Annotated in this window: 16 protein-coding genes; 7 read left to right on the plus strand and 9 right to left on the minus strand. The window is 41.0% G+C overall.

From position 1 onward, the window contains the following. Nucleotides 1–30: 30 nt before the first annotated feature. The 4 genes from IE339_RS23225 to IE339_RS23240 form a co-directional block, all read right to left on the minus strand. Entirely contained in the window at nt 31–726 is a 696-nt protein-coding gene (locus IE339_RS23225; RefSeq protein ID WP_242172418.1) for a pseudouridine synthase, read from the minus strand. Next, nucleotides 723–1,919 carry a class I SAM-dependent rRNA methyltransferase gene (locus tag IE339_RS23230; RefSeq protein ID WP_242172420.1) on the minus strand — a complete coding sequence of 399 codons (1,197 nt, stop codon included), beginning with the start codon at nt 1,917–1,919 and terminating at the stop codon, nt 723–725. The genes IE339_RS23225 and IE339_RS23230 overlap by 4 nt, the downstream gene beginning before the upstream one ends. A 143-nt stretch (nt 1,920–2,062) precedes the next feature. Continuing rightward, nucleotides 2,063–3,634, minus strand: coding sequence for an FMN-binding glutamate synthase family protein (locus tag IE339_RS23235; RefSeq protein WP_242176292.1), 1,572 nt, complete (start codon nt 3,632–3,634; stop codon nt 2,063–2,065). A gap of 149 nt (nt 3,635–3,783) precedes the next feature. Further along, the gene (locus IE339_RS23240; protein WP_242172422.1) at nt 3,784–5,856 is read right to left on the minus strand and encodes a methyl-accepting chemotaxis protein; all 2,073 of its coding nucleotides are present in this window, start codon (nt 5,854–5,856) and stop codon (nt 3,784–3,786) included. 172 nt (nt 5,857–6,028) lie between these two features. On the opposite strand from IE339_RS23240, the gene IE339_RS23245 reads away from it, so the two are divergent. Then, nucleotides 6,029–7,489 (plus strand): alpha-amylase, encoded by a 1,461-nt coding sequence (locus tag IE339_RS23245; protein WP_242172424.1) that lies wholly within the window; start codon nt 6,029–6,031, stop codon nt 7,487–7,489. Nucleotides 7,490–7,509: 20 nt separating this feature from the next. Here IE339_RS23245 and nei read toward each other — a convergent pair whose 3' ends face one another. Next, nucleotides 7,510–8,337, minus strand: coding sequence for an endonuclease VIII (gene nei, locus IE339_RS23250; RefSeq protein WP_242172425.1), 828 nt, complete (start codon nt 8,335–8,337; stop codon nt 7,510–7,512). Between the two features lie 318 nt (nt 8,338–8,655). Between nei and IE339_RS23255 the strand changes: the two genes are divergently transcribed. From IE339_RS23255 to IE339_RS23265, 3 genes are all read left to right on the plus strand, one after another. Next, a complete protein-coding gene (locus tag IE339_RS23255; protein WP_242172427.1) occupies nt 8,656–9,129 on the plus strand; it encodes an acetylglutamate kinase in 474 nt (157 codons plus the stop codon). A 102-nt stretch (nt 9,130–9,231) separates the two neighbouring features. Continuing rightward, entirely contained in the window at nt 9,232–10,464 is a 1,233-nt protein-coding gene (gene pepT, locus IE339_RS23260; RefSeq protein ID WP_242172429.1) for a peptidase T, read from the plus strand. A gap of 65 nt (nt 10,465–10,529) precedes the next feature. Further along, entirely contained in the window at nt 10,530–11,471 is a 942-nt protein-coding gene (locus tag IE339_RS23265) for a Gfo/Idh/MocA family protein (RefSeq protein WP_242172431.1), read from the plus strand. Nucleotides 11,472–11,526: 55 nt separating this feature from the next. Here IE339_RS23265 and IE339_RS23270 read toward each other — a convergent pair whose 3' ends face one another. Beyond that, on the minus strand, nt 11,527–12,975 hold the full coding sequence (locus tag IE339_RS23270) for a DEAD/DEAH box helicase (RefSeq protein ID WP_242172433.1): 1,449 nt from the start codon (nt 12,973–12,975) through the stop codon (nt 11,527–11,529). Between the two features lie 239 nt (nt 12,976–13,214). On the opposite strand from IE339_RS23270, the gene IE339_RS23275 reads away from it, so the two are divergent. From IE339_RS23275 to IE339_RS23285, 3 genes are read left to right on the plus strand one after another with little or no spacing between them, the layout of a single operon-like run. Continuing rightward, a complete protein-coding gene (locus IE339_RS23275) occupies nt 13,215–14,246 on the plus strand; it encodes a FecCD family ABC transporter permease (protein ID WP_242172435.1) in 1,032 nt (343 codons plus the stop codon). Next, a complete protein-coding gene (locus tag IE339_RS23280) occupies nt 14,247–15,263 on the plus strand; it encodes a FecCD family ABC transporter permease (RefSeq protein WP_242172439.1) in 1,017 nt (338 codons plus the stop codon). 20 nt (nt 15,264–15,283) lie between these two features. Then, a complete protein-coding gene (locus IE339_RS23285) occupies nt 15,284–16,186 on the plus strand; it encodes an ABC transporter substrate-binding protein (protein WP_242172443.1) in 903 nt (300 codons plus the stop codon). Nucleotides 16,187–16,217: 31 nt separating this feature from the next. Here the strand turns inward: IE339_RS23285 and nagE are convergent, their stop codons facing one another. The 3 genes from nagE to IE339_RS23300 all read right to left on the minus strand — a co-directional run bounded on the left by nagE (nt 16,218) and on the right by IE339_RS23300 (nt 20,477). Beyond that, entirely contained in the window at nt 16,218–17,669 is a 1,452-nt protein-coding gene (gene nagE, locus IE339_RS23290; protein ID WP_242172445.1) for an N-acetylglucosamine-specific PTS transporter subunit IIBC, read from the minus strand. Between the two features lie 276 nt (nt 17,670–17,945). Then, a complete protein-coding gene (locus IE339_RS23295) occupies nt 17,946–18,608 on the minus strand; it encodes a LysE family transporter (protein ID WP_242172447.1) in 663 nt (220 codons plus the stop codon). A gap of 75 nt (nt 18,609–18,683) precedes the next feature. Continuing rightward, a complete protein-coding gene (locus tag IE339_RS23300) occupies nt 18,684–20,477 on the minus strand; it encodes a carbon starvation CstA family protein (protein WP_242172449.1) in 1,794 nt (597 codons plus the stop codon). Between the last annotated feature and the right edge of the window lie 30 nt (nt 20,478–20,507).

Raw genomic sequence — 20,507 nt, forward strand, 5'->3', positions numbered from 1 at the left:
AACCCCATGGAGATCTCCATGGGGTTTCTTTTATTCTTGACCGAGAAGACGAAATAGTTCCTTACGTTCTTCTGCTGAGAATTCTCGCCATTCTCCGTCCTTCAAACCATCCAGACGAAGATTCATAATGCGAATCCGTTCGAGCCTCACGACCTTGTGGCCGAGCTCCTTACTCATGCGACGAATTTGTCGATTGAGTCCTTGAGTGAGAACAATCGTAAACGTGTGCTCGTCAACACGATTTACTTTGCACGGCTTCGTAATCGTTCCTAAGATCGCTACGCCCTCTGCCATTTTACTCAAGAATTCATCATCGTAGGGACTCTCTAATGTGACCACATACTCCTTCTCATGATCATGCTCAGAGCGCATAATACGATTCACAATGTCTCCGTCGTTCGTCATAATGATTAATCCCTGTGAGGCCTTGTCCAAACGACCAACTGGGAAAATCCGCTGGGGAAAATTCATAAAGTCCATAATATTTCCTTGGACATGTGGCGCTGCCGTACATGTAATCCCAACAGGCTTGTTGAGCAATAAATAAATCGGGTCTGCTTTTAAAGGAATAGGTTTTTGATCGATGAGCACAAGGTCCGAAGCCTCTACCTCATCACCCGGTTCACAGATTCGTCCGTTGATGGTAATACGTCCTTCCCCTATCAGGCGGTCTGTTTGCCGCCTTGAGCAAAAACCCGTTAAGCTAACGTACTTATTGATTCTCATTTGATCTTTTTAATAAATACGACCTTCAGATAATCCCCTTGCTTGAATTCTGTGATCGTTTTAAAGTCTTCCGGAAGCGTATGCTCTTCTAAAATTTTGTATTTACCGTTCGTTTCTTTAAATGCAGCATCAATGAACGTCTTAAAACGGTTCATATCAAAGTTACTTGCATTTGTTGACGCAACAATTACCCCACCATTTTCTGTAATCGCAATCGTATCTTTTAACAAGTTTTTATAATCCTTCGCTGCACTAAACGTATGCTTTTTCGTTTTCGCAAAGCTTGGTGGATCTAAAATGACAAGGTCATACGATAGGTTCTTTTTCGCAGCGAATTTAAAATACTTAAATACATCATCTACGATAATATCCTGCGCTTCATAGTCAACACCATTTAAACTAAATTGCTCAATCGTTTTAGGAAGGCTTCGATTTGCTACGTCGACGCTAGTTGTCTTACTTGCTCCACCGACTGCTGCAAATACAGAAAATGCACCTGTGTAGGAAAACATATTTAATACGTTTTTGCCTTTGGCATACACATCACGAATTTGTTTTCGTACGTTTCGTTGATCAAGGAAAACGCCTACCATTGCGCCTTCATTTAAGTAGACCGCAAAGTTTACACCGTTCTCCTTCACGATCAACGGGAATTCGCCACGTTCTCCTGTCACAAAATCATCGTCTTCAACGTATTTACCCTTTGTATCAAAGCGCTTTTTCTCATAAATGCCTTTGAAGTCCACTAATCCTTTTAGCGCATTAATAATGTCGTCTTTAAACTGGTAAATACCTTCACTGTACCAATTGATTACGTAGTAGCCATCAAAATATTCAATGGTTACCCCGCCAACACCATCTCCTTCACCGTTAAATACGCGAAAGGCCGTTGTGTTAGCATCCTCATAAAAAGATTTGCGGTTCGAAATGGCAGACTTTAATCGTTTGTAAAAGAAAGATTGATCAATTACTTCTCCCTCTTTTCGACTTAACATCCAGCCGTACCCTTTATTTTGTTTTCCGTAGTACCCGATACCGATGAAGCGGTTTTTTTGATCGACTAAGTGTAGAATCGCTCCTTCTCCTTGCAGTTCTTCCACATCTTGAAGGGCTTCCTTTTCAATAAGGGGATATCCTTTTTTAAATTTCTCGGCGTGTTTCGGCCCTACTACCATCGTATATTGATTTTGCATATTATCCATCCAATCTATAGTTACTTGCTTTTTTCATCTTTTCCAATCACCTAATCGAATCATACCACCTTCTTCTTGTAAAGGTCGAATTGCTTTTTCATCTACCAAACCATCAAAAAAAGAGATCGTGTATGACCGACCTCTCAAGAAGAAACAGCAGGTTTTACAGGAAATAGTTCACCGTTCGCTGTTTGATAAACAATATGTTCTCTCGTTAATTTCGTTGGTGAATCTACGCCTGCAGCAGCTGCTAAATTAAACAATCCTTCACGTACGGATAGAACATAGTTACTGACCCGGTAAGATTTCTCTTCGACACTTAATGCTTTTTGCAGTTTTGGATCAGTCGTAGCAACACCGACCGGACAATTATTCGTATGACATACTTGAGCTTGGATACATCCAACTGAAAACATAAAACCACGGGCCACATTAATAAGATCTGCTCCTAAACATAAAGCAATGGCCATTTTATCAGGCGTTAGTAGCTTTCCTGAAGCAAAGATTTTTACTTTATGACGAATATCGTACTTCGTCAACAGTTCATCTACTACGGGAAGAGCTGAACGAATCGGAATCCCTGCTGCATCTGCCAATTCATGAAAAGACGCTCCCGTTCCTCCCTCTCCCCCGTCTACTGTAATAAAGTCTGGTGTTACGTCATTGGTCGCCATGTATGAGATAAGCTCTTCTAATTCATTCGTATTTCCTACGACAATTTTAATCCCAACAGGCTTTCCACCCACTTCACGTAGCTGTTGAATAAAATCTAACATCTCTTTTGGTGTATGAAACTCATTAAATCGGTTTGGACTATCAATTGATTTTCCGACCTCTACGTTTCGGATTTGAGCAATTTCCGGCGTTACTTTCGCTCCATCTACGTGCCCGCCTCTTGTCTTTGCTCCTTGTGCCAATTTTAATTCGAATGCCTTAATTTCCTTTATATCACTTTTCTTCTTAAATTCCTCCCAAGAGAACTCTCCTTCTTTCGTTCGGACGCCAAAAAGCCCTGGGCCAATTTGAAAGATAATATCTACGCCCCCTTTTAAATGGTGATCCGAAAGACCACCTTCTCCTGTGTTCATCCACGCACCATGTGCCCGATGTAAGCCAATTGAAAGAGCCGTAATCGCTCGATCTCCTAATGCACCGTAACTCATTGCGGACTGCCCTACTAGGCCCTTGACGATAAAGGGAGATCGACACGTGTGCTCCCCAATAATTACTGCATTCTCATCCGTTAATAAAAAAGGAGCTGCCGTCGCATCCTCACGATGTTCTTTACGTCGAAACAAATTGTCTTGATCGATTTTATAGAGCTTCGTTTTTATCTTCGGCTCGTTATCAATGGCTAGCTCTCCTCTTTGCTTTGGAAACAATGAATTTCGAATGAAATAGCCAGCTTCATCAAAATTTCGCTCAGAGCCAAACCCCATGATACGGTCTTTGTATTTTCCAGACATCACCGTTTGCTGATAGTCATTTCGAGAAAATGGTTTTGCCTCATTGTTATTCAGAAATAAATACTGACGTAATTCAGGACCCATCTTTTCCAAAATGTATCGCATCTTTCCTAAAAGCGGATAGTTTCGTAAAACAGCATGCTCTTCTTGCCTTTCGTCTCTTCGCCATAAAACAAATAAAAAAATAGCTGGAAGTAAAATAGCTAATACAATAATAGCGGTTAACACAAATAATATGGCCGTCGTCATACTCACGTCTTCTGGTTCCCCCTTTTTACATCATCCAAATAATTCCTCCACATGACTTTTACCACAAAATGTTATGCTCAAACTGAATTAACTAGACCAACGGGCGAAAATAAAAAGACATGATCATCGTCATGTCTTCTCATCTCTTCTTAGAAGGTAAATCTGTTAATTGATTGCTGAAGGTTTTGCGACATTTTACTGAGAGAATCTGCTACCGCCGCAATTTCCTCCATTGAAGCGCTTTGCTCTTCAGCAGATGAAGCAAGCTGATGGGTATTTCCAGATGCTTGTTCAGAAATTCCCTTCATTTCATTCATATTTTCAACCATTATCAACGATTGTTGACTCGTGTCTGCTACTACCTCCGAAACTTGTTCAGATTGGGCTTGAACTTCAATCATAATATCTGCTAGCGCTTTGAAAGACTCACCGCTTATCTTCACGTTTGCTAATCCGTCTGTCATTGCTGAGGTGCTATCGTTCATCGACTGAACAGCTCGGTTTGTTTCAGACTGAATATGTTGAATGAGCTCTCGAATTTCCTCCGCGGCTTTTCCTGATTGTTCGGCTAGCTTTCTCACTTCACTTGCTACAACCGCAAACCCTTTTCCATGCTCTCCTGCGCGTGCAGCTTCAATGGCGGCATTTAGTGACAGCAAATTCGTTTGATCCGAAATCTGTGTAATAAACGTTACAATTTGATCAATCTCTTTTGATTTTCTACCTAGGAAATTAACAACCTCTTGAGCAGATAAAATCTTCTCTTGAACATGATTCATTTTATCAACTGTTTCGAACACAATTTTATTTCCAGATTGGGCACTTTCATTTCCCTTTTCAATTAATTGAGATACATGCTTCATAGAATGTGAAGCTTCATTCATTCCCGTAGAAACGCGACCAACAATTTCAGTCGCCTCCTGTGCGCTTGATACCTGTCTTTCCCCGCCCGTTGCTAGTTCGTGAGTGGCACGAGCAATTTGTTCCGTTGCACGGCTATTTTCCTCTGCGCTCGCCGTTAGCTCTTCTGAAGTGGCTGCTACCTGCTCAGAGCTTTGACGAATATCAGTAAAAATAACGGTCAGCTGATCAACCATGCCATTTAGTGACTTACCTAGCTGTCCTACTTCGTCATTATTGAGGTACTTTGCATCAATCTTTGCACGCAAATTTCCATTTGCAATCTCTTTTACTACTTCGACTGCATGCTCAATAGGCTTTGTTGCGCTTCTTACAACTAGTATAATAACGAGCATTACAACAAGTAGCGTGACGACGATCATGATAAGAGAAGCGTTTTGAATATCATAATAATCTTTTAAAATCACGGATTTTGGAATGACAAGTTCAAACGTCCAATACGTGTCATCTAATCCCGTAATCGAGATTGGTTGATAAATATGAATGTATTGATCCGTATTCTCTTTCACTACTTTTCCTTTATTTAATTGATCACGGATTTTTTTTGATTCAATAAGTTTTAAATTTTTCTTCTCGTTTTCACTATTTTCTACGTAATGACCATTACTAGAAATTAAATTTGAATGGCCTCCGAGCGGCTTAATCCCTTCAATAAAGTCCTGTAATGAATTTAATGCAAAATCAGCTCCGAGAATCCCCAGAAATTGCCCTTGATCATCTAAAATAGGAACAACTAACGACGTCATCGTTACACCGTCATAGTCATACGGATCTAATAACAGTGGCTTCTTCGTATCTTTCGGAACCAAATACCAGTCTCCTTCTCCTTCTTTGTCATAATTATGAAGGGGGGTAACCGTAATTTTATCGCCTGATCGTACAACGTAAGGAAGCAAGCGCCCTGTAGCATCATAGCCCTCTTTATTTACATACTGCTTGTCCTTTCCATCAAACGCATTTGGTTCCCATATCGTATAGAGTCCCAAAAGCTGAGGCGTTGATTTCAGCTTTGCCTCTAGTAATGAGATAACCTGTTCCCTGCTTAGCTGATTGCCTTGCCTTAGCGTATTAATTGTTACATTTAGATTATCTAGCGTTTGCTTACCCGAATCTAGGAGCTGTTGCACTTTACCTGAATTCACAACCGCTTCCTGCTCAGCAAATGCCTGTCCTTTCCCCAAGTTTCCTTTATATGTTAGCTGAAGCTCATAAGCAACAGCGATACCAAAGGAAATAAGCATCAGTAAGCTAATTAGTAAACTCATTCGTCGAGCAAGCTTTAGATTTTTAAACCAGTTCATCTTTTTCCTCCGTTAGTCATTGAGTTAAGTATTTACTAGATATATCGTATTTTTTTTTCAAAAATTCAATGTTATAAAAGGTCAGATGAAAAATATTTTTATTTTGGAAGGGTCTCTAGGTTATTTTTTGAAAATTAATGGGAATATAGCCTTTAAATAAGGAGGGGGTAATATGGAACGTAATCATACGATGATACAGTTCTTTGAATGGCATATTGAAGCAGATGGAGAGCATTGGAACCATCTGAAAGAATGGGCACCTGAACTTAAGAAGCGAGGGATTGATTCGGTGTGGATTCCTCCTATCACAAAGGCAGAGTCTCCTCAAGATACTGGCTATGCTGTTTACGATTTGTACGATTTAGGTGAGTTTGATCAAAAAGGCGAACGACGAACCAAATACGGAACAAAAGAAGAGCTAGAGGAGGCCATTAAAGCCTGTCATGATCATGGGATTAATGTGTATGTAGACGTAGTGATGAATCATAAGGCAGCTGCCGATGAGACGGAAACATTTCAAGTCATTGAAGTCGACCCCAATGACCGTGAAACAGAAATTTCCGAACCGTTTGATATAGAGGGTTGGACGAAATTTACCTTCCCGAACCGAGAACAGAAGTATTCTTCTTTTACTTGGAACTTTAATCACTTTAACGGGACAGACTTTGACCAGAAAACAGGGAAAAAAGGTGTATTTCGCATTTTAGGAGAAAACAAATCATGGAATAACCGTGTGGATGATGAGTTTGGAAACTATGATTATTTGATGTTTGCAAATATCGATTACGCACACCCAGAAGTAAGAGAAGAAATGATTAAATGGGGCAAATGGTTACAGGAAACGCTTGGGTGTGACGGATACAGATTGGATGCGATTAAACATATCGATCACCGCTTTGTGGAATCATTTGTGAAAGAAGTAACAGATACAGCCAACCGCCCTTTTTATATATTCGGTGAATTTTGGAACAACGACCTTGAGGCTTGTGAGGAGTTTTTAAATAACGTCGATTACCAGCTTGATTTATTCGATGTGATGCTACACTACAATCTTCACGAGGCATCTAAAATGGGACGAGACTTTGATTTAACGACGATATTCAATGATACACTCGTACAAACCAATCCTCTTCAGGCCGTTACGTTTGTGGACAACCATGATTCACAGCCAAATGAGTCCCTAGAATCGTGGATAGACGACTGGTTTAAGCAAAGCGCGTATGCCCTCATTTTACTTCGTGCTGACGGCTATCCTTGCTTATTTTACGGAGATTACTTAGGCATTAACGGGGACGAGCCGATTGAAGGAAAGAAAGAAGCCATTGATCCTCTGCTTTATGCTCGCTATGAGAAAGCATACGGGGAACAGGATGATTACTTTGATCACCCAAACACGATCGGTTGGGTTCGCCGAGGAATAGATGAGCTATCGGGTTCAGGGTGTGCGGTCATTCTATCCAATGGTGACAACGGTGAGAAAAGAATGTTCGTTGGGGAAAATCGTGCAGGTGAAGAATGGAAGGATCTTACCGGTAATCGAGAGGATACGATTACAATTGAAGAAGACGGCTTTGCTACATTTCCTGTAAACGGTGGAAGTGTTTCAGTTTGGGCCCTTCCTACCGAAGAATAAGAGGCTGACAAGTGATACAGTCAGCCTAGTTTCGGTTGGCACGTTGGACAATAATAGCATCTTCTTGAAGCAGCAACGATTTTAATGATTTCAGTTCCATCTATGCGACAGGCTTGACCTTCTCGATTAAATACCCAATGTCGATAATTGGCACGAGTAAGACCTTTTTCTTTTAACTTATTCGCGAGGGCCACATCATTGGTAATCCCACCTGTCTCATATGAACGCTTTGTTAATTCAATAATCGCGCTTGCTGCTTTTTGAAGCTGTTCCTCCGTACAATCTACAGGACGAAGGTCTGGATGAATCCCAGCCACAAATAAAATTTCGCTACGCAGGTAGTTTCCGATTCCCGCTACAAATGATTGATCCAATAAAAGGGATGTCCACTTTCTCTTATAAAAGCGCTTGGATTTCATTCTCTCAAGCAACTGGAATGTGGTTACATCTTCACTTAAAATATCGGGTCCTACTTTTGAGATAAAGGGATGATCATCTACTTCTTCATCACGCAGGACCTCGATATCTGATGCGCTATAGAGTAACGCCGACTTCTTTTCATTATGAATCGCGAGCCTTAGCTGCCGATTTGTTTTTGGATAATGATAAGCTGATCGTACATACCATTTCCCATACAGCTGGTTATGCGAATAAATCGTATATCCATTATCAAATCGAATCAACATCGCTTTCCCCTTCGTATCCACACGTTTTACACGAGCTCCTGCAAACATCTCTTCATATTCCTGAAGATGTGGAAAGGCAAAAGATAGTTCATGAACAGGAAAAGAAACAAGTGCTTTTTCAACCTGGTCGGCTGCTCGTCTAATTTCAGGACCTTCTGGCATAGTTAACTTCCTTTCTTCATATGAACATAGTAGTTCAACATTTTTAAGATGTATTTATCTTAGTATAGAAAGTCAAATTCCTTAAAGGAGTTGCATTGTCCAATGTGCTACTTTGTTTCATACATCCCCCTTTGTTATGTGAACGCAAGTATGAGCATAAACCGTTCTGCTCGTTCAAGCTGGTTTTGCCCCTGCCATTCCTTTTTATCTACGGCATCTTTCACAAAACCAATTCTTCCTTCTATTATTCCCCCCTCACATCGAAACAAAATCAGCAAAAAGACTCAAACAACGCTACACCTATTGTGGACAGAACAAATGGCTTGGACACGAATGATCATGATCAGTATCGCTTTTGACCTTCCTGATGAATCTCTCACAACAACAAGACTGTTCCGGAATGCTCTTGATATGGGCTCTTTATTTGCAGAATACTGCGGAAAGGAAAAAGGAGATCAATTGACTAAGCTTCTTCAAAAGCACCTTCAAATGATGATTGAACTAGTAAGATCATCAAAAGAGAATGCCGCAGAAGCTGAAAAAATTGAGCACGACTGGTTTTTAAACGCCCATCACCTTGCTGACTTCCTTTATGAAATTCATCCTTATCAACCAAATGAATGGGTTCAACAGATTTTTGCACACTATTTAACCCTTCTTAAAACAGCATCCATCTTTATCTTAAGCGGTCACTTTTATTCAAGCATTACCATCTATGACCAGATCGAAGAACAAGCTCTCAAATTATCCTCGCTCTTTTATAAAATTCTTCTATACACCAACAAGAATTAGAATATTAAAATTTTTTAACATATTCATAAACACCAAACGTGTTGTTGCTCTTTTTGCGTGATAAAATAGTGGTATGGTAAATGAACAAAAGGAGTGGAACATATGAAAGACGAACTAATTAAACGCCTGTCAACCTACGTACAGGTTGATACACAGTCAGATAGTGAAAGCGAGACTTGCCCCTCTACACCTGGACAATTAACTCTTGCCAATATGCTTGTAGAAGAATTGAAAGAAATTGGGATGCATGAAGTGACGATTGATGACAACGGCTACGTGATGGCAACTCTACCTTCTAATACAGAAAAAGACGTTCCGACGATTGGATTTTTAGCGCATGTTGATACAGCCACTGATTTCACTGGTAAAAATGTAAAGCCTCAGGTTGTTGAGAATTACGATGGGAACGATATTGTATTAAACGAGGCTTTACATATTGTCCTTTCACCAAAAGATTTCCCTAATCTACATAACTACAAAGGCCATACCCTAATTACAACGGATGGTACAACACTATTAGGTGCTGATAACAAGGCCGGTATTACAGAAATTATGACGGCGATGGCTTATTTAATTAAGCATCCTGAAATCAAGCATGGGAAGGTTCGCGTTGCGTTCACACCAGATGAAGAAATCGGACGTGGACCCCATAAGTTTGATGTACAAGCCTTTGGTGCAACGTTTGCTTACACAGTAGATGGCGGTCCGTTAGGTGAGCTTGAGTATGAAAGCTTTAACGCTGCGAGCGCTACGCTAGTAGTCAAAGGGAAAAACATTCATCCAGGAACGGCAAAAGGGAAAATGATTAACTCCACAAAAATTGCGATGGAATTTAATCAAAAGCTTCCTGTCGAAGAAGCACCAGAATCGACTGAAGGGTACGAAGGCTTCTATCATTTGCTCTCCATGAGCGGCGATGTGGAAGAAACAAAGCTTCAATACATCATTCGTGATTTTGATAAAAATCAGTTTGCGGCGCGCAAAGAAGTGATGCAAAAAGCTGCACAGCAATTGCAAGATGTATACGGTGAAGACCGCGTTACATTGGAAATGAAAGATCAATATTTCAATATGAAAGAAAAGATCGAGCCTGTAAAGGAAATTGTAGACATTGCGTACAAGGCGATGAAGAACCTAGAAATTGAACCTAAAATCTCGCCAATCCGCGGTGGAACAGATGGTTCACAGCTTTCTTACATGGGATTACCAACGCCTAATATCTTCACCGGTGGCGAAAACTTCCACGGACGCTATGAGTACGCTTCTGTTGATACAATGTTAAAAGCAACAAACGTAATTGTAGAAATTGCAAAATTATTTGAAGAACAAGCATAATACGAAGAAATAAGCTAGCGTCTGCTAGCTTATTTCTTCTATACATACTATTGGGGGTCTACACGATGATTAACATTGGAATTATAGGTTTAGGTGCTATTGGGCAACGCTTAATAAACGGATTTGTGCAACACCCTTCTATTACGATTGCAGCCATCTGTGATCAAAATGCGGAGCGCTTGCTTTCGACTAAGCAACAGCTTGAGAATGTACAAGCTTTTCAGTCTCATAAAGAGATGTTAGAGTCACTGGACTTAGATCTCGTATACGTAGCGGTTCCTCCTAAGTATCATCATGCTATTGCCTTAGATGTAATAAGCAAAGGAATCCATATTCTATGCGAAAAGCCTCTAGCTAATTCGATCGAAGAAGCACGTGATTTGTATGAACGCGCACATGAAAAAGGAATCATTCATGCAATGAACTTCCCCCTAAATTACAGCTCAGGAAGCAACACCTTCGCACAACTTATTCAAGATGGTTTTGTCGGAGATGTGAGACGTGTAGAAGTAAAACTGCGCTTTCCTCAATGGCCAAGACCTTGGCAACAAAATGAATGGATCGCAAGCCGTGAACAAGGGGGATTTGTTTTAGAAGTAGGCGTACACTACATTCAGCAAATTCAGCGCATCTTTGGTAATATCAATGTGATGGACGTAGATACACAATACCCTGACGATCCAACAGCAAGTGAGCGCGGCATTCTTGCTCATCTACAGCTCGAGGACGGAACGCCACTTATCGTGGACGGATTAAGCCATATTGCTGGCGAGGAGGAAATTCGCTTTACAGCATATGGAACAGAAGGCACCCTCTCGCTTCTGAACTGGGCAGATCTTGAAGGCGGAAAAATTGGTAGTCCGATTACAATGATCGAACCGAACGAGGAACTGACAAGTTCACTTGCTGATCATTTAGTAGCTGCAATCGAAGGTAAAGAAGCAACCTTGATTGATTTTAAAGCAGGCTATGACGCACAGATCGTTTTAGAGAAATTACGAGCATAACAAAAAAGAGAGTCGAAATTCGACTCTCCTTTTTCATGGTCAGAAACCATGCACTCTAATTTCGAGCTTCATGTACTTTCAACTGTTTTCCTTTAATCGTCGTATACTTCATTTGTTTTAGTACCGTTGGGCCTTTTCCGTTTAAAATTTCAACGTAGGTTAGAATATCCTGAATCGTAATAATTCCTATATCGCTTGCTTCTACACCATCCAGCTTAGCAATGGTACCGACAAAGTCAATCGCGCGAAGCTTCTTCTTTTTACCACCGTTAAAATAGAGCTTCATAATGTCTTCGTTCAGCTCTGCTCCCTTTTCTTCTTTTAGATCCGGAACTTCACTTACCTTTTCTTTGAAAGCCTCTGTAGCTTCGTCTACTTGCTCAGAGGTAGGTGGATCAAGACGAGGGATTTCAAATCCGATGTACTCCTCAATGCTACTTACAAATCGTTCTTCTTCATAAGGCGTCACAAACGTTATGGCTTTCCCTGTATGACCTGCTCGTCCGGTTCTACCCGTTCTGTGAACATAGCTTTCCTTTTCCATCGGAAGATCATAGTTAATGACGTGCGTAATGTTCTCGATGTCGATTCCTCTTGCTGCTACATCTGTCGCAACGAGGTAGCGGAATATCCCGCGCTTGAAATCTTCCATTACTTCAAATCGATCTTCTTGCACCATTCCTCCGTGAAGCTTATCACACGGATAACCAGCACGATCTAATCGTTCAAACAAATCTTCCACTCGCTCTTGCGTACGGCAAAAGATGATGCAGCTATCTGGATTTTCAACTGTTGTTACATCGTATAATAAAGACAATTTTTCTCTTTCCGGTGTGACGTAGAGAGCATGCTCAATTTTCTCAGCCGTTAAGCCTGAAGCAGCGATTTCTACACGCTCTGGATGATCCATGTACTGGTCACTCAGGCTTTTAATATCAGGAGGCAGCGTGGCAGAAAATAGCATTGTCGTACGCTGACTAGGAAGTTTGTTGATGATAGCTTCTACTTGCTCAATGAAACCCATATTCAGCATTTCATCTGCTTCATCGATAATTAGATAACGGAGTGCGTCCACTGTTAATGTTCCTTTTTCAAGGTGATCTAGGACACGCCCTGGCGTTCCGACGACAATGTGTGTTTTTTGCTTTAATTCAAGCTTTTGGCGATGGAAAGGTTGTTTTCCATAGACCGCTACAGCTTTAATTCGCTTTAAGCGGCCGATATTCGTAATATCCTCTTGTACTTGGGCCGCTAGCTCTCTTGTCGGTGTTAAAACAAGTGCCTGTGGCTTGTTTTCTTTCCACTCCACTAACTCACATAAAGGAATGCCAAATGCAGCCGTTTTTCCGCTTCCCGTTTGAGACTTTACAATAATGTCCTTTTCGTTTAGCGCAATTGGAAGAACTTTTTCCTGAACTTCAGTTGGCGTTGTATAATGCAAGCGCTCAAGAGCGTCCATAATTTCTGGGCTTAATTTATATTGTTGAAAACCATTTATATTCATAGATAACCTCATTTTCCTTATTTGCTGTAGCATCTAATCTACAGGCTATGTTTTATTATACTTTAAATGATCTAGTAGTGTCGGTATAATCATAAAGAGTACGTTAATGAATGATTTTAGAACAATTCTGTGAAAAACTAGTAAAATAGATTGATTTCACTATAGATGGAACCTATAATTGTGATAATGAGAATTATTATCACTAGATATCACTAAAAGAAAAAAGGATGAGTCAAAGCATGTTGCATAACCCTTCTCTGAAGAATAACACTCGCTCAAATGTACTCAAATCCGTATTTTTATTCATTTTAGCGATTCTGGGAGTAGCGTTATGTATGTTTTTCGCAATCGCATTTGGAGCAAAAGAAATTACGGTTCATACAGTATGGTCTGCCATATTTCATTATAATCCTACCATTACGGAGCAACAAATTATTCATGAATTACGCTTTCCTCGTGTACTCGGAGCTGCAGTTGTGGGAGCTGCTTTCGCAGTAGCAGGTGCGTTAATGCAAGGAATCACACGAAACCCTCTTGCTGATACCGGTGTATTAGGAATTAATTCAGGAGCAATGTTTGTCGTAACACTTTGCTTTGCGTTCTTCCCTAGTATGCCCTACTCGTGGCTTATGATTTTCTCCTTTATTGGAGCCGTATTAAGCACGGTGCTCATTTTTGCAATCGGCTCTGCTGTTCCAGGTGGATTAACCCCTATTCGCCTTACCATTTCAGGAGCTGTTATGGCAGCATTCTTGCATTCACTTAGCTCTGGAATTGCCATATACTACGATCTTAGTCAAGATTTAGCCTTTTGGTATGCAGGAGGCGTGGCAGGGATAAAATGGAGCTATCTACGCGTGTTAATTCCCGTAATTCTTGCGGTGATTATTTGGGCCTGTTTATTAGGACGATCGGTCTCCATCATTTCGTTGGGTGACGATATCGCAACAAACTTAGGGATTAATGCGAATCGGATTCGAATCATTGGCATGGTACTAGCCGTTATTTTAGCCGGTGTATCTGTATCAGCCGTTGGTTCAATTGGTTTTGTTGGCTTGGTTATCCCCCACATATCAAGGAAGCTTGTAGGGGAGCATTACGGGACGATCATTCCTATGTCGGCGTTATTAGGAGCTATTCTGCTCGTTTTAGCGGACTTAGGGGCTCGAACGGTCAATCCTCCGCGTGAATTAGCGATCGGGATTATGGTTGCATTTGTCGGCGTTCCCTTTTTTCTTTACATTGCTCGTAAGATAGGGAGGGAACTATAAATGAAACACTCTGTTCGTAGTGACCAAAAGCGAGCTTATCTGATGAATACGTTGTTTGTGCTCATAAGTCTCTTCGCTATACTAGTCAGTCTAAATACAGGTTCATTGAAACTATCACCGCTCGAAGTAATGAAGACATTGTTCGGATACGGGGACTTTACAAGCTCAACGGTTCTTTTTGATTACCGTCTTCCCCGCATTCTGATTACAATGTTAGCAGGAATTGGACTTGGGATTTCAGGAGCTATTCTTCAAGGAATATCACGAAATCCACTAGCGGACCCGGGAATTTTAGGGTTACATGCAGGAGCCGCATTCGGTTTGATTGTGTTTGTTACATACTTTCACTCATTTGAAAATAACGCGTCTCTTCTTATTCCTCTTTTTACGTTTTTAGGGGGAGTTGTAGCAGCAATTTTGATTATAGGACTTTCCTATGATCGCTATCGAGGGACGATTCCGATTCGCATGATTCTAGTAGGAATTGCGGTCGCAGCTGGATTCAGCGCAATTACCCTGTTTTTATCTCTTCGACTAAACGAAGAAACGTATACGTTTGCTTCGCGCTGGTTAGTGGGGAACGTATGGGGGAGAGATTGGGTGCACGTCCTTGCCCTTTTACCATGGATCGTTGTGTTAGCTCCTTTTACATGGTTAAAGTCACGCACGTTAAACATTCTCTCACTAGGAGATGAAGTCGCAACAAGTCTCGGTTCTTCCGTTCAGAAACAGCGGATTCTTATGCTCGCTGTGGCAGTAGGCTTATCCTGTGCGAGCGTCGCGATGGCAGGAGGCATTGGTTTTATTGGCCTTGTTGCTCCTCATCTAGCACGCCGTCTTGTTGGGCAATCTTATCAGTACTCTATTCCTTTGTCTGGACTCATTGGTCTGGTCATTTTAGTGCTAGCGGATACAGTGGGCCGAACGATATTTGAGCCCAACTCTATTCCGGCAGGTGTTGTTGTTTCAGCACTTGGCGCACCCTATTTTTTCTATTTACTTATTAAATCCAAATAAACTACTCATAAGGTGAAGCGATGAAAAAGAAACTATTAATTTTACTTAGTATCGTCGTGCTGGCACTAGCGGCATGTGGAAAAAAAGACAATGATAAACAAGAATCTACTTCTAAAAAGGGTGGAAGTGAGCGAATCGCCTCTCTCTCAATCCACTTAACAAATGACTTATTAGCGTTAGGTATCACACCAGCTGGTTCGGTTGTTGGCGGTTCGTTAAATACATTCTTGCCGCATGTGCAAGATCAATTAAAAAATACAAAACCACTTGGGTCAGCAAAAGATCCTGATATGGAAACGTTACTTGCCCTAAAACCATCTGCTATTTATGCAGATAAGGAGTTTTCAGGAACTGATACATCGAAGTATGAAAAAATTGCTCCTACCCATGTGTTTGATCTAGACAAAGGTACGTGGAGAGATCATCTTAAGAAGATCGCCAAAACAGTGAATCGCGAACAAGAAGCGAAAACGTTCATTTCTGATTACGAAAAAGAACGGACACAAGTAAAAGCACTTATTGAACAGGAGGTTGGGAAGAATAGCAAGGCAATGGCTATTCGAGTAACAGGTAAGGAGCTTCGAGTCTTTAGCAAAAATCGCCCAATGGGACCAATTCTATTTGATGATTTAGGCTTTACACCTGCAAACGGTGTGGAAAAATTAAAGACAAATCGACCTTATGAGGTCATTTCACAAGAAGTACTTCCTGATTATGACGCAGATGCTATTTTCGTGATCGTCAATAGTGATGATGAAGCGAAAACAGCATTTAAGCAGCTAGAAGCAAGTCCTATTTGGAAAGGTCTTAAGCCTGTAAAAGAAAAACATGTATATGTAGTTCCAGATCAGCCTTGGCTGGATTACTCAGCGCTTGGAAACAAAATGGCGCTTGATCAAGCTAAAGAAATGTTCTCCAAATAAACAAAACCCCCTTCGAAAAGGGGGTTTTTACTTATTTACGAATTTTTGCAATTTCGTCCGCAACGAACTGAACGGATGGACCAACAACTACTTGAATATTATGTGGACCGATGATATTAATTCCAGGAATACCGGTCGACTTAATCTTTTCTTGATCGACGACGCTCATGTCTTTTACTTCAAGGCGCAAGCGTGTTACACAGTTATCTACCGATGTAACATTATCGTCCCCACCTAGCCCCTCATAAATTCGAGCAGCCATCACAGCAAACTTATCCGTTCCCGTGCTTGTAGGTGCAGCTTCAGCCATCGCTGCCACTACCTCATCATCTTCTCGACCTGGTGTTTGCAGATTGAACTTTGTAATGAGGAAACGGAAAATAAAATAATAGATGACAGCAAATACAAGACCTTGAACAATCAACATGTATGGCTTGTTAGCCAGTGGTAAGCTTGAGCTTAAAATAAAGTCAATCAGTCCTCCACTGAATCCAAATCCTGCTGTCCAGTGAAAAGTTGCTGCGATTGCTAGTGATAGACCTGTTAAAACAGCATGAACCACATATAAAAGCGGTGCCGCAAACATGAATGAAAATTCAATTGGCTCTGTAACGCCTGTTAAGAAAGCCGCGACTCCTGCCGCGAGCATTAAGGAGGCAATTTGCTTCTTACGCTTTGTTTTAGCCGTATGGTACATCGCAAGCGCTGCAGCTGGAAGACCAAACATCATCACTGGGAAGTATCCTGCTTGATACATTCCTGTTACGCCCTTAACTCCATCGCCTCGCCAGAATTTACCGATATCATCAATACCAGCTGTATCAAACCAGAATACGTTGTTTAACGCATGATGTAATCCCATTGGAATAAGTAAGCGGTTGAAGAAACCATACAGACCTGCACCAACAGCTCCTAGCTTACTAATTGCTTCACCGAATGACACTAATCCACTGAATACGACCGGCCAGATAAATAATAAAACAAGTGACACAATTAACATCGCAAAAGCAGACATAATCGGCGCCAGTCGTTTCCCACTAAAGAACGCCAATGCATCAATTAACTTAACGTGACTAAATCGGTTATACATGATTGATGCTACGATACCTGATAAAATTCCAATGAACGGGTTTTGAATTTTTACAAACGCAGCGTTAACCTTGGTCACATCAATTCCTTGTAGCATGGCAACAGATCCCGGAGATAAAAGAGTTGTAACCACTAGATAAGCGACTAATCCACTAAGAGCAGCCGCCCCATCCTTCGCTTTAGTCATCCCAATAGCAACACCAATGGCAAAAAGGATACCCAAATTGTCTAAAATCGCTCCACCACCTTTAATGAGGAACGCTGCTATTGGATTCCCTGATCCCCAACCGTCATGGTCAATCCAATATCCTATTCCAAGCATAATCGCTGCAGCAGGTAACACCGCTACTGGTAACATTAAAGAACTACCTATTCGCTGTAGATATTTTTTCACGTTCAAAACTCCCCCCTATATGTTTCTTTTTGTCTTGTTATAGCACTCTATGGAACTTGTTTCCATCCTATTGTCAGACATGCTGACAATATAAATCCGTAGTATTGCTCGTAATTCATTCAAATAGGGACTACTTGTAAAGATATATGCCAAAAATGAAAGCGTATACATTAATACTATATCAGAATTTCAGGGACCTAGATAAGCTAAATTTATTTTTCCTCAAAATTCCTTATTTTTATAAAAGAAGAGACAAAAATCGGTAGTTCTCATTTCCTACTTAAGAGAGGCAGAGAACCACATGCTAAATAAACCCTCACTAACTCCTAAATTGTACATGTAGTAAATACCAAACAAAATGCTGATCCCTCCAGCCGCTTTTATGAGTCCTGTATGCAAACGAACCTTTTTTGAGCTGATAATAAACGGTACTCCTAGAATGGTTGTGAATAACAGCATGCCGACAATTGTTCCACCACCAAAAATTAAAATATACAATATGCCTTCCCAAACACTATTTACAGTACTCATCGTCAGTAACACCATCGCCGCACTCCCTGCTAAGCCGTGAATGAACCCCATAAATACGGATTTCTTATACGACGTATGATGGTGAGAATGCTGAACAGATTGTTGATTTCTTTTTGCTGAACGAAACGATGAAATCCCAAAATACACAAGCATAATCCCGACTAAAAATTCTAAAGACATCGAGATACTATCAGGTATTCCACCTTTCATTAAAATCAGTAGCATGCCAATGATTAACAACGTGGAAGTATGTCCGATCCCCCAAAAAACACCTGTTAACGATGAAACGGACAATCGCTTACTTTGACTAGCGATTGTCGAAACCGCAATAACATGATCTGGCTCCATTGCATGCTTCACACCCAAAATAAAGCCTAAACTTAATACAGATAAAAAACCAATTTCCATTATGTATTCCTCCTGATCTAAATAAAAAAGAGATAGTGGACCTGTGCATCCACTATCTATCCTTTTCACTATTTATTAAGCCGTTTTTCTATTAAGCTGCAGAACTGGACTATTCCATGTTTTAATCCAGTTCCGTACAGCTGTAATCATAATGACAATTCCTAAGACGAGCATAATGATTGATAAAATAGCGTTTAATACGTTGTAGCCTGATGCAGCCGTATTTAAGTAGACGTTCTTGATCATCCAATATCCGGCGTAATTAACCGTTACGTATAGATACGCTAATGGAATAAGGCATGTCAGCATATAACGGCGCTTATCAGCAACTTTTAAGATAACCGTTGCACCAATAATCAATCCAATTGACGCCATTAGCTGATTGGATACCCCAAACAATGCCCATACCGATCCGATATCTCCCGAAAAGAGGAGGTATCCCCAAAGCAAACATGCAAGTGCACTGGCAAAAATATTACCAGGAAGCCAGTCTACACGTTTTAGAGGCTTATAGAAGGCGCCTCCAAAATCTTGGATAAGATAACGTGCAACGCGTGTTCCTGAATGGATCGCTGTTAGAATGAACAATGCTTCAAACATAATGACGAACTGGAAGAAGAATGAAGCTAATTTATCAAACCAGGAAATATCCGTGAAGATGTACGTCATTCCTACTGCCAATGTGACGGCTCCACCAGTACGTCCCTCGAGGTCAAGGCCAATCTCCTGGCTTAGCTTTGAAAGATTAACTGTTTCCATTCCTAACGTTTTAAACACTTCCGGCGCGGAGTTAATCGCAAAATAATCTCCAGGGTGAAGAGCTGTTGCCGCAACAAGCGCCATGATCCCAACGACACATTCTACAAGCATAGCACCGAATCCGACAGGCTTAATATCACTCCAGCGATCAAGCATTTTTGGTGTTGTTCCAGACCCAACGAATGCATGGAATCCTGAAATTGCTCCACAAGCGATTGTAATTGAGATGAATGGCCATACTGGACCATTTAATACTGGACCTCCACCGTGGATAAAATCGGTTAATGCAGGCATTTGAAGCGTTGGATTCACAAGGAACACACCGGCAATCAAGGCTACGAAAACCCCAATTTTCATAAAGCTACTTAAATAATCACGCGGCGCAAGCAGTAGCCATACTGGCAATGCCGCTGCAAAAAAGGCATAAATCGGTAAAATAATTGATAACGTTTTTACATCAAGCGTTAGCCATTCCCCAAGGACCGTATCTTGAATATATGGCCCGCAAAATACGGCTACCATAATGAGTATAAAACCAACAATTGTCGCACCTTTTAAATTACCTGTTTTACGATGATATAATCCTACTCCCATAGCAATCGGAATCGTAATTCCAACCGCAAACGTTCCCCAAGGGTTATGTTCAAGTGCGTGAAGTACAACCATGGACAAACCAGCCATCGTGATGGTAATGATGAACAACATCGCAAGACCCGTACAAAAACCAGCAACAGGACCTAATTCCTTCTTCGCTACTTCAGCAAGTGACTCTCCTCGCTGACGCATCGATGCGAACAATACGACCGCGTCATGTACGGCTCCACCAATTACTGCTCCAATTAACAGCCATAGAAGACCTGGAAGATAACCAAATTGAGCGGCTAAAATTGGACCAACAAGTGGACCTGCGGCAGCAATCGCTGCGAAATGATGTCCAAATGTCACCCATCGGTTCGTTGGAACATAGTCCTTCCCGTCTTCTAACTCATGCGCAGGTGTCTTCTTTGAATCATCTAATTTTAAGACTTTCACAGCCATAAACGTTCCGTATAAACGATAGGCAATCATTAAAATACAAATCGATCCTATCACCATTGTAATCGCATTCATTTTTCTCTACCCCCTTGTCGTTCTCTGTGC

This window comes from Priestia koreensis, from assembly GCF_022646885.1.
In the GTDB taxonomy this organism is placed as follows: Bacteria; Bacillota; Bacilli; order Bacillales; family Bacillaceae_H; genus Bacillus_AG; species Bacillus_AG koreensis_A.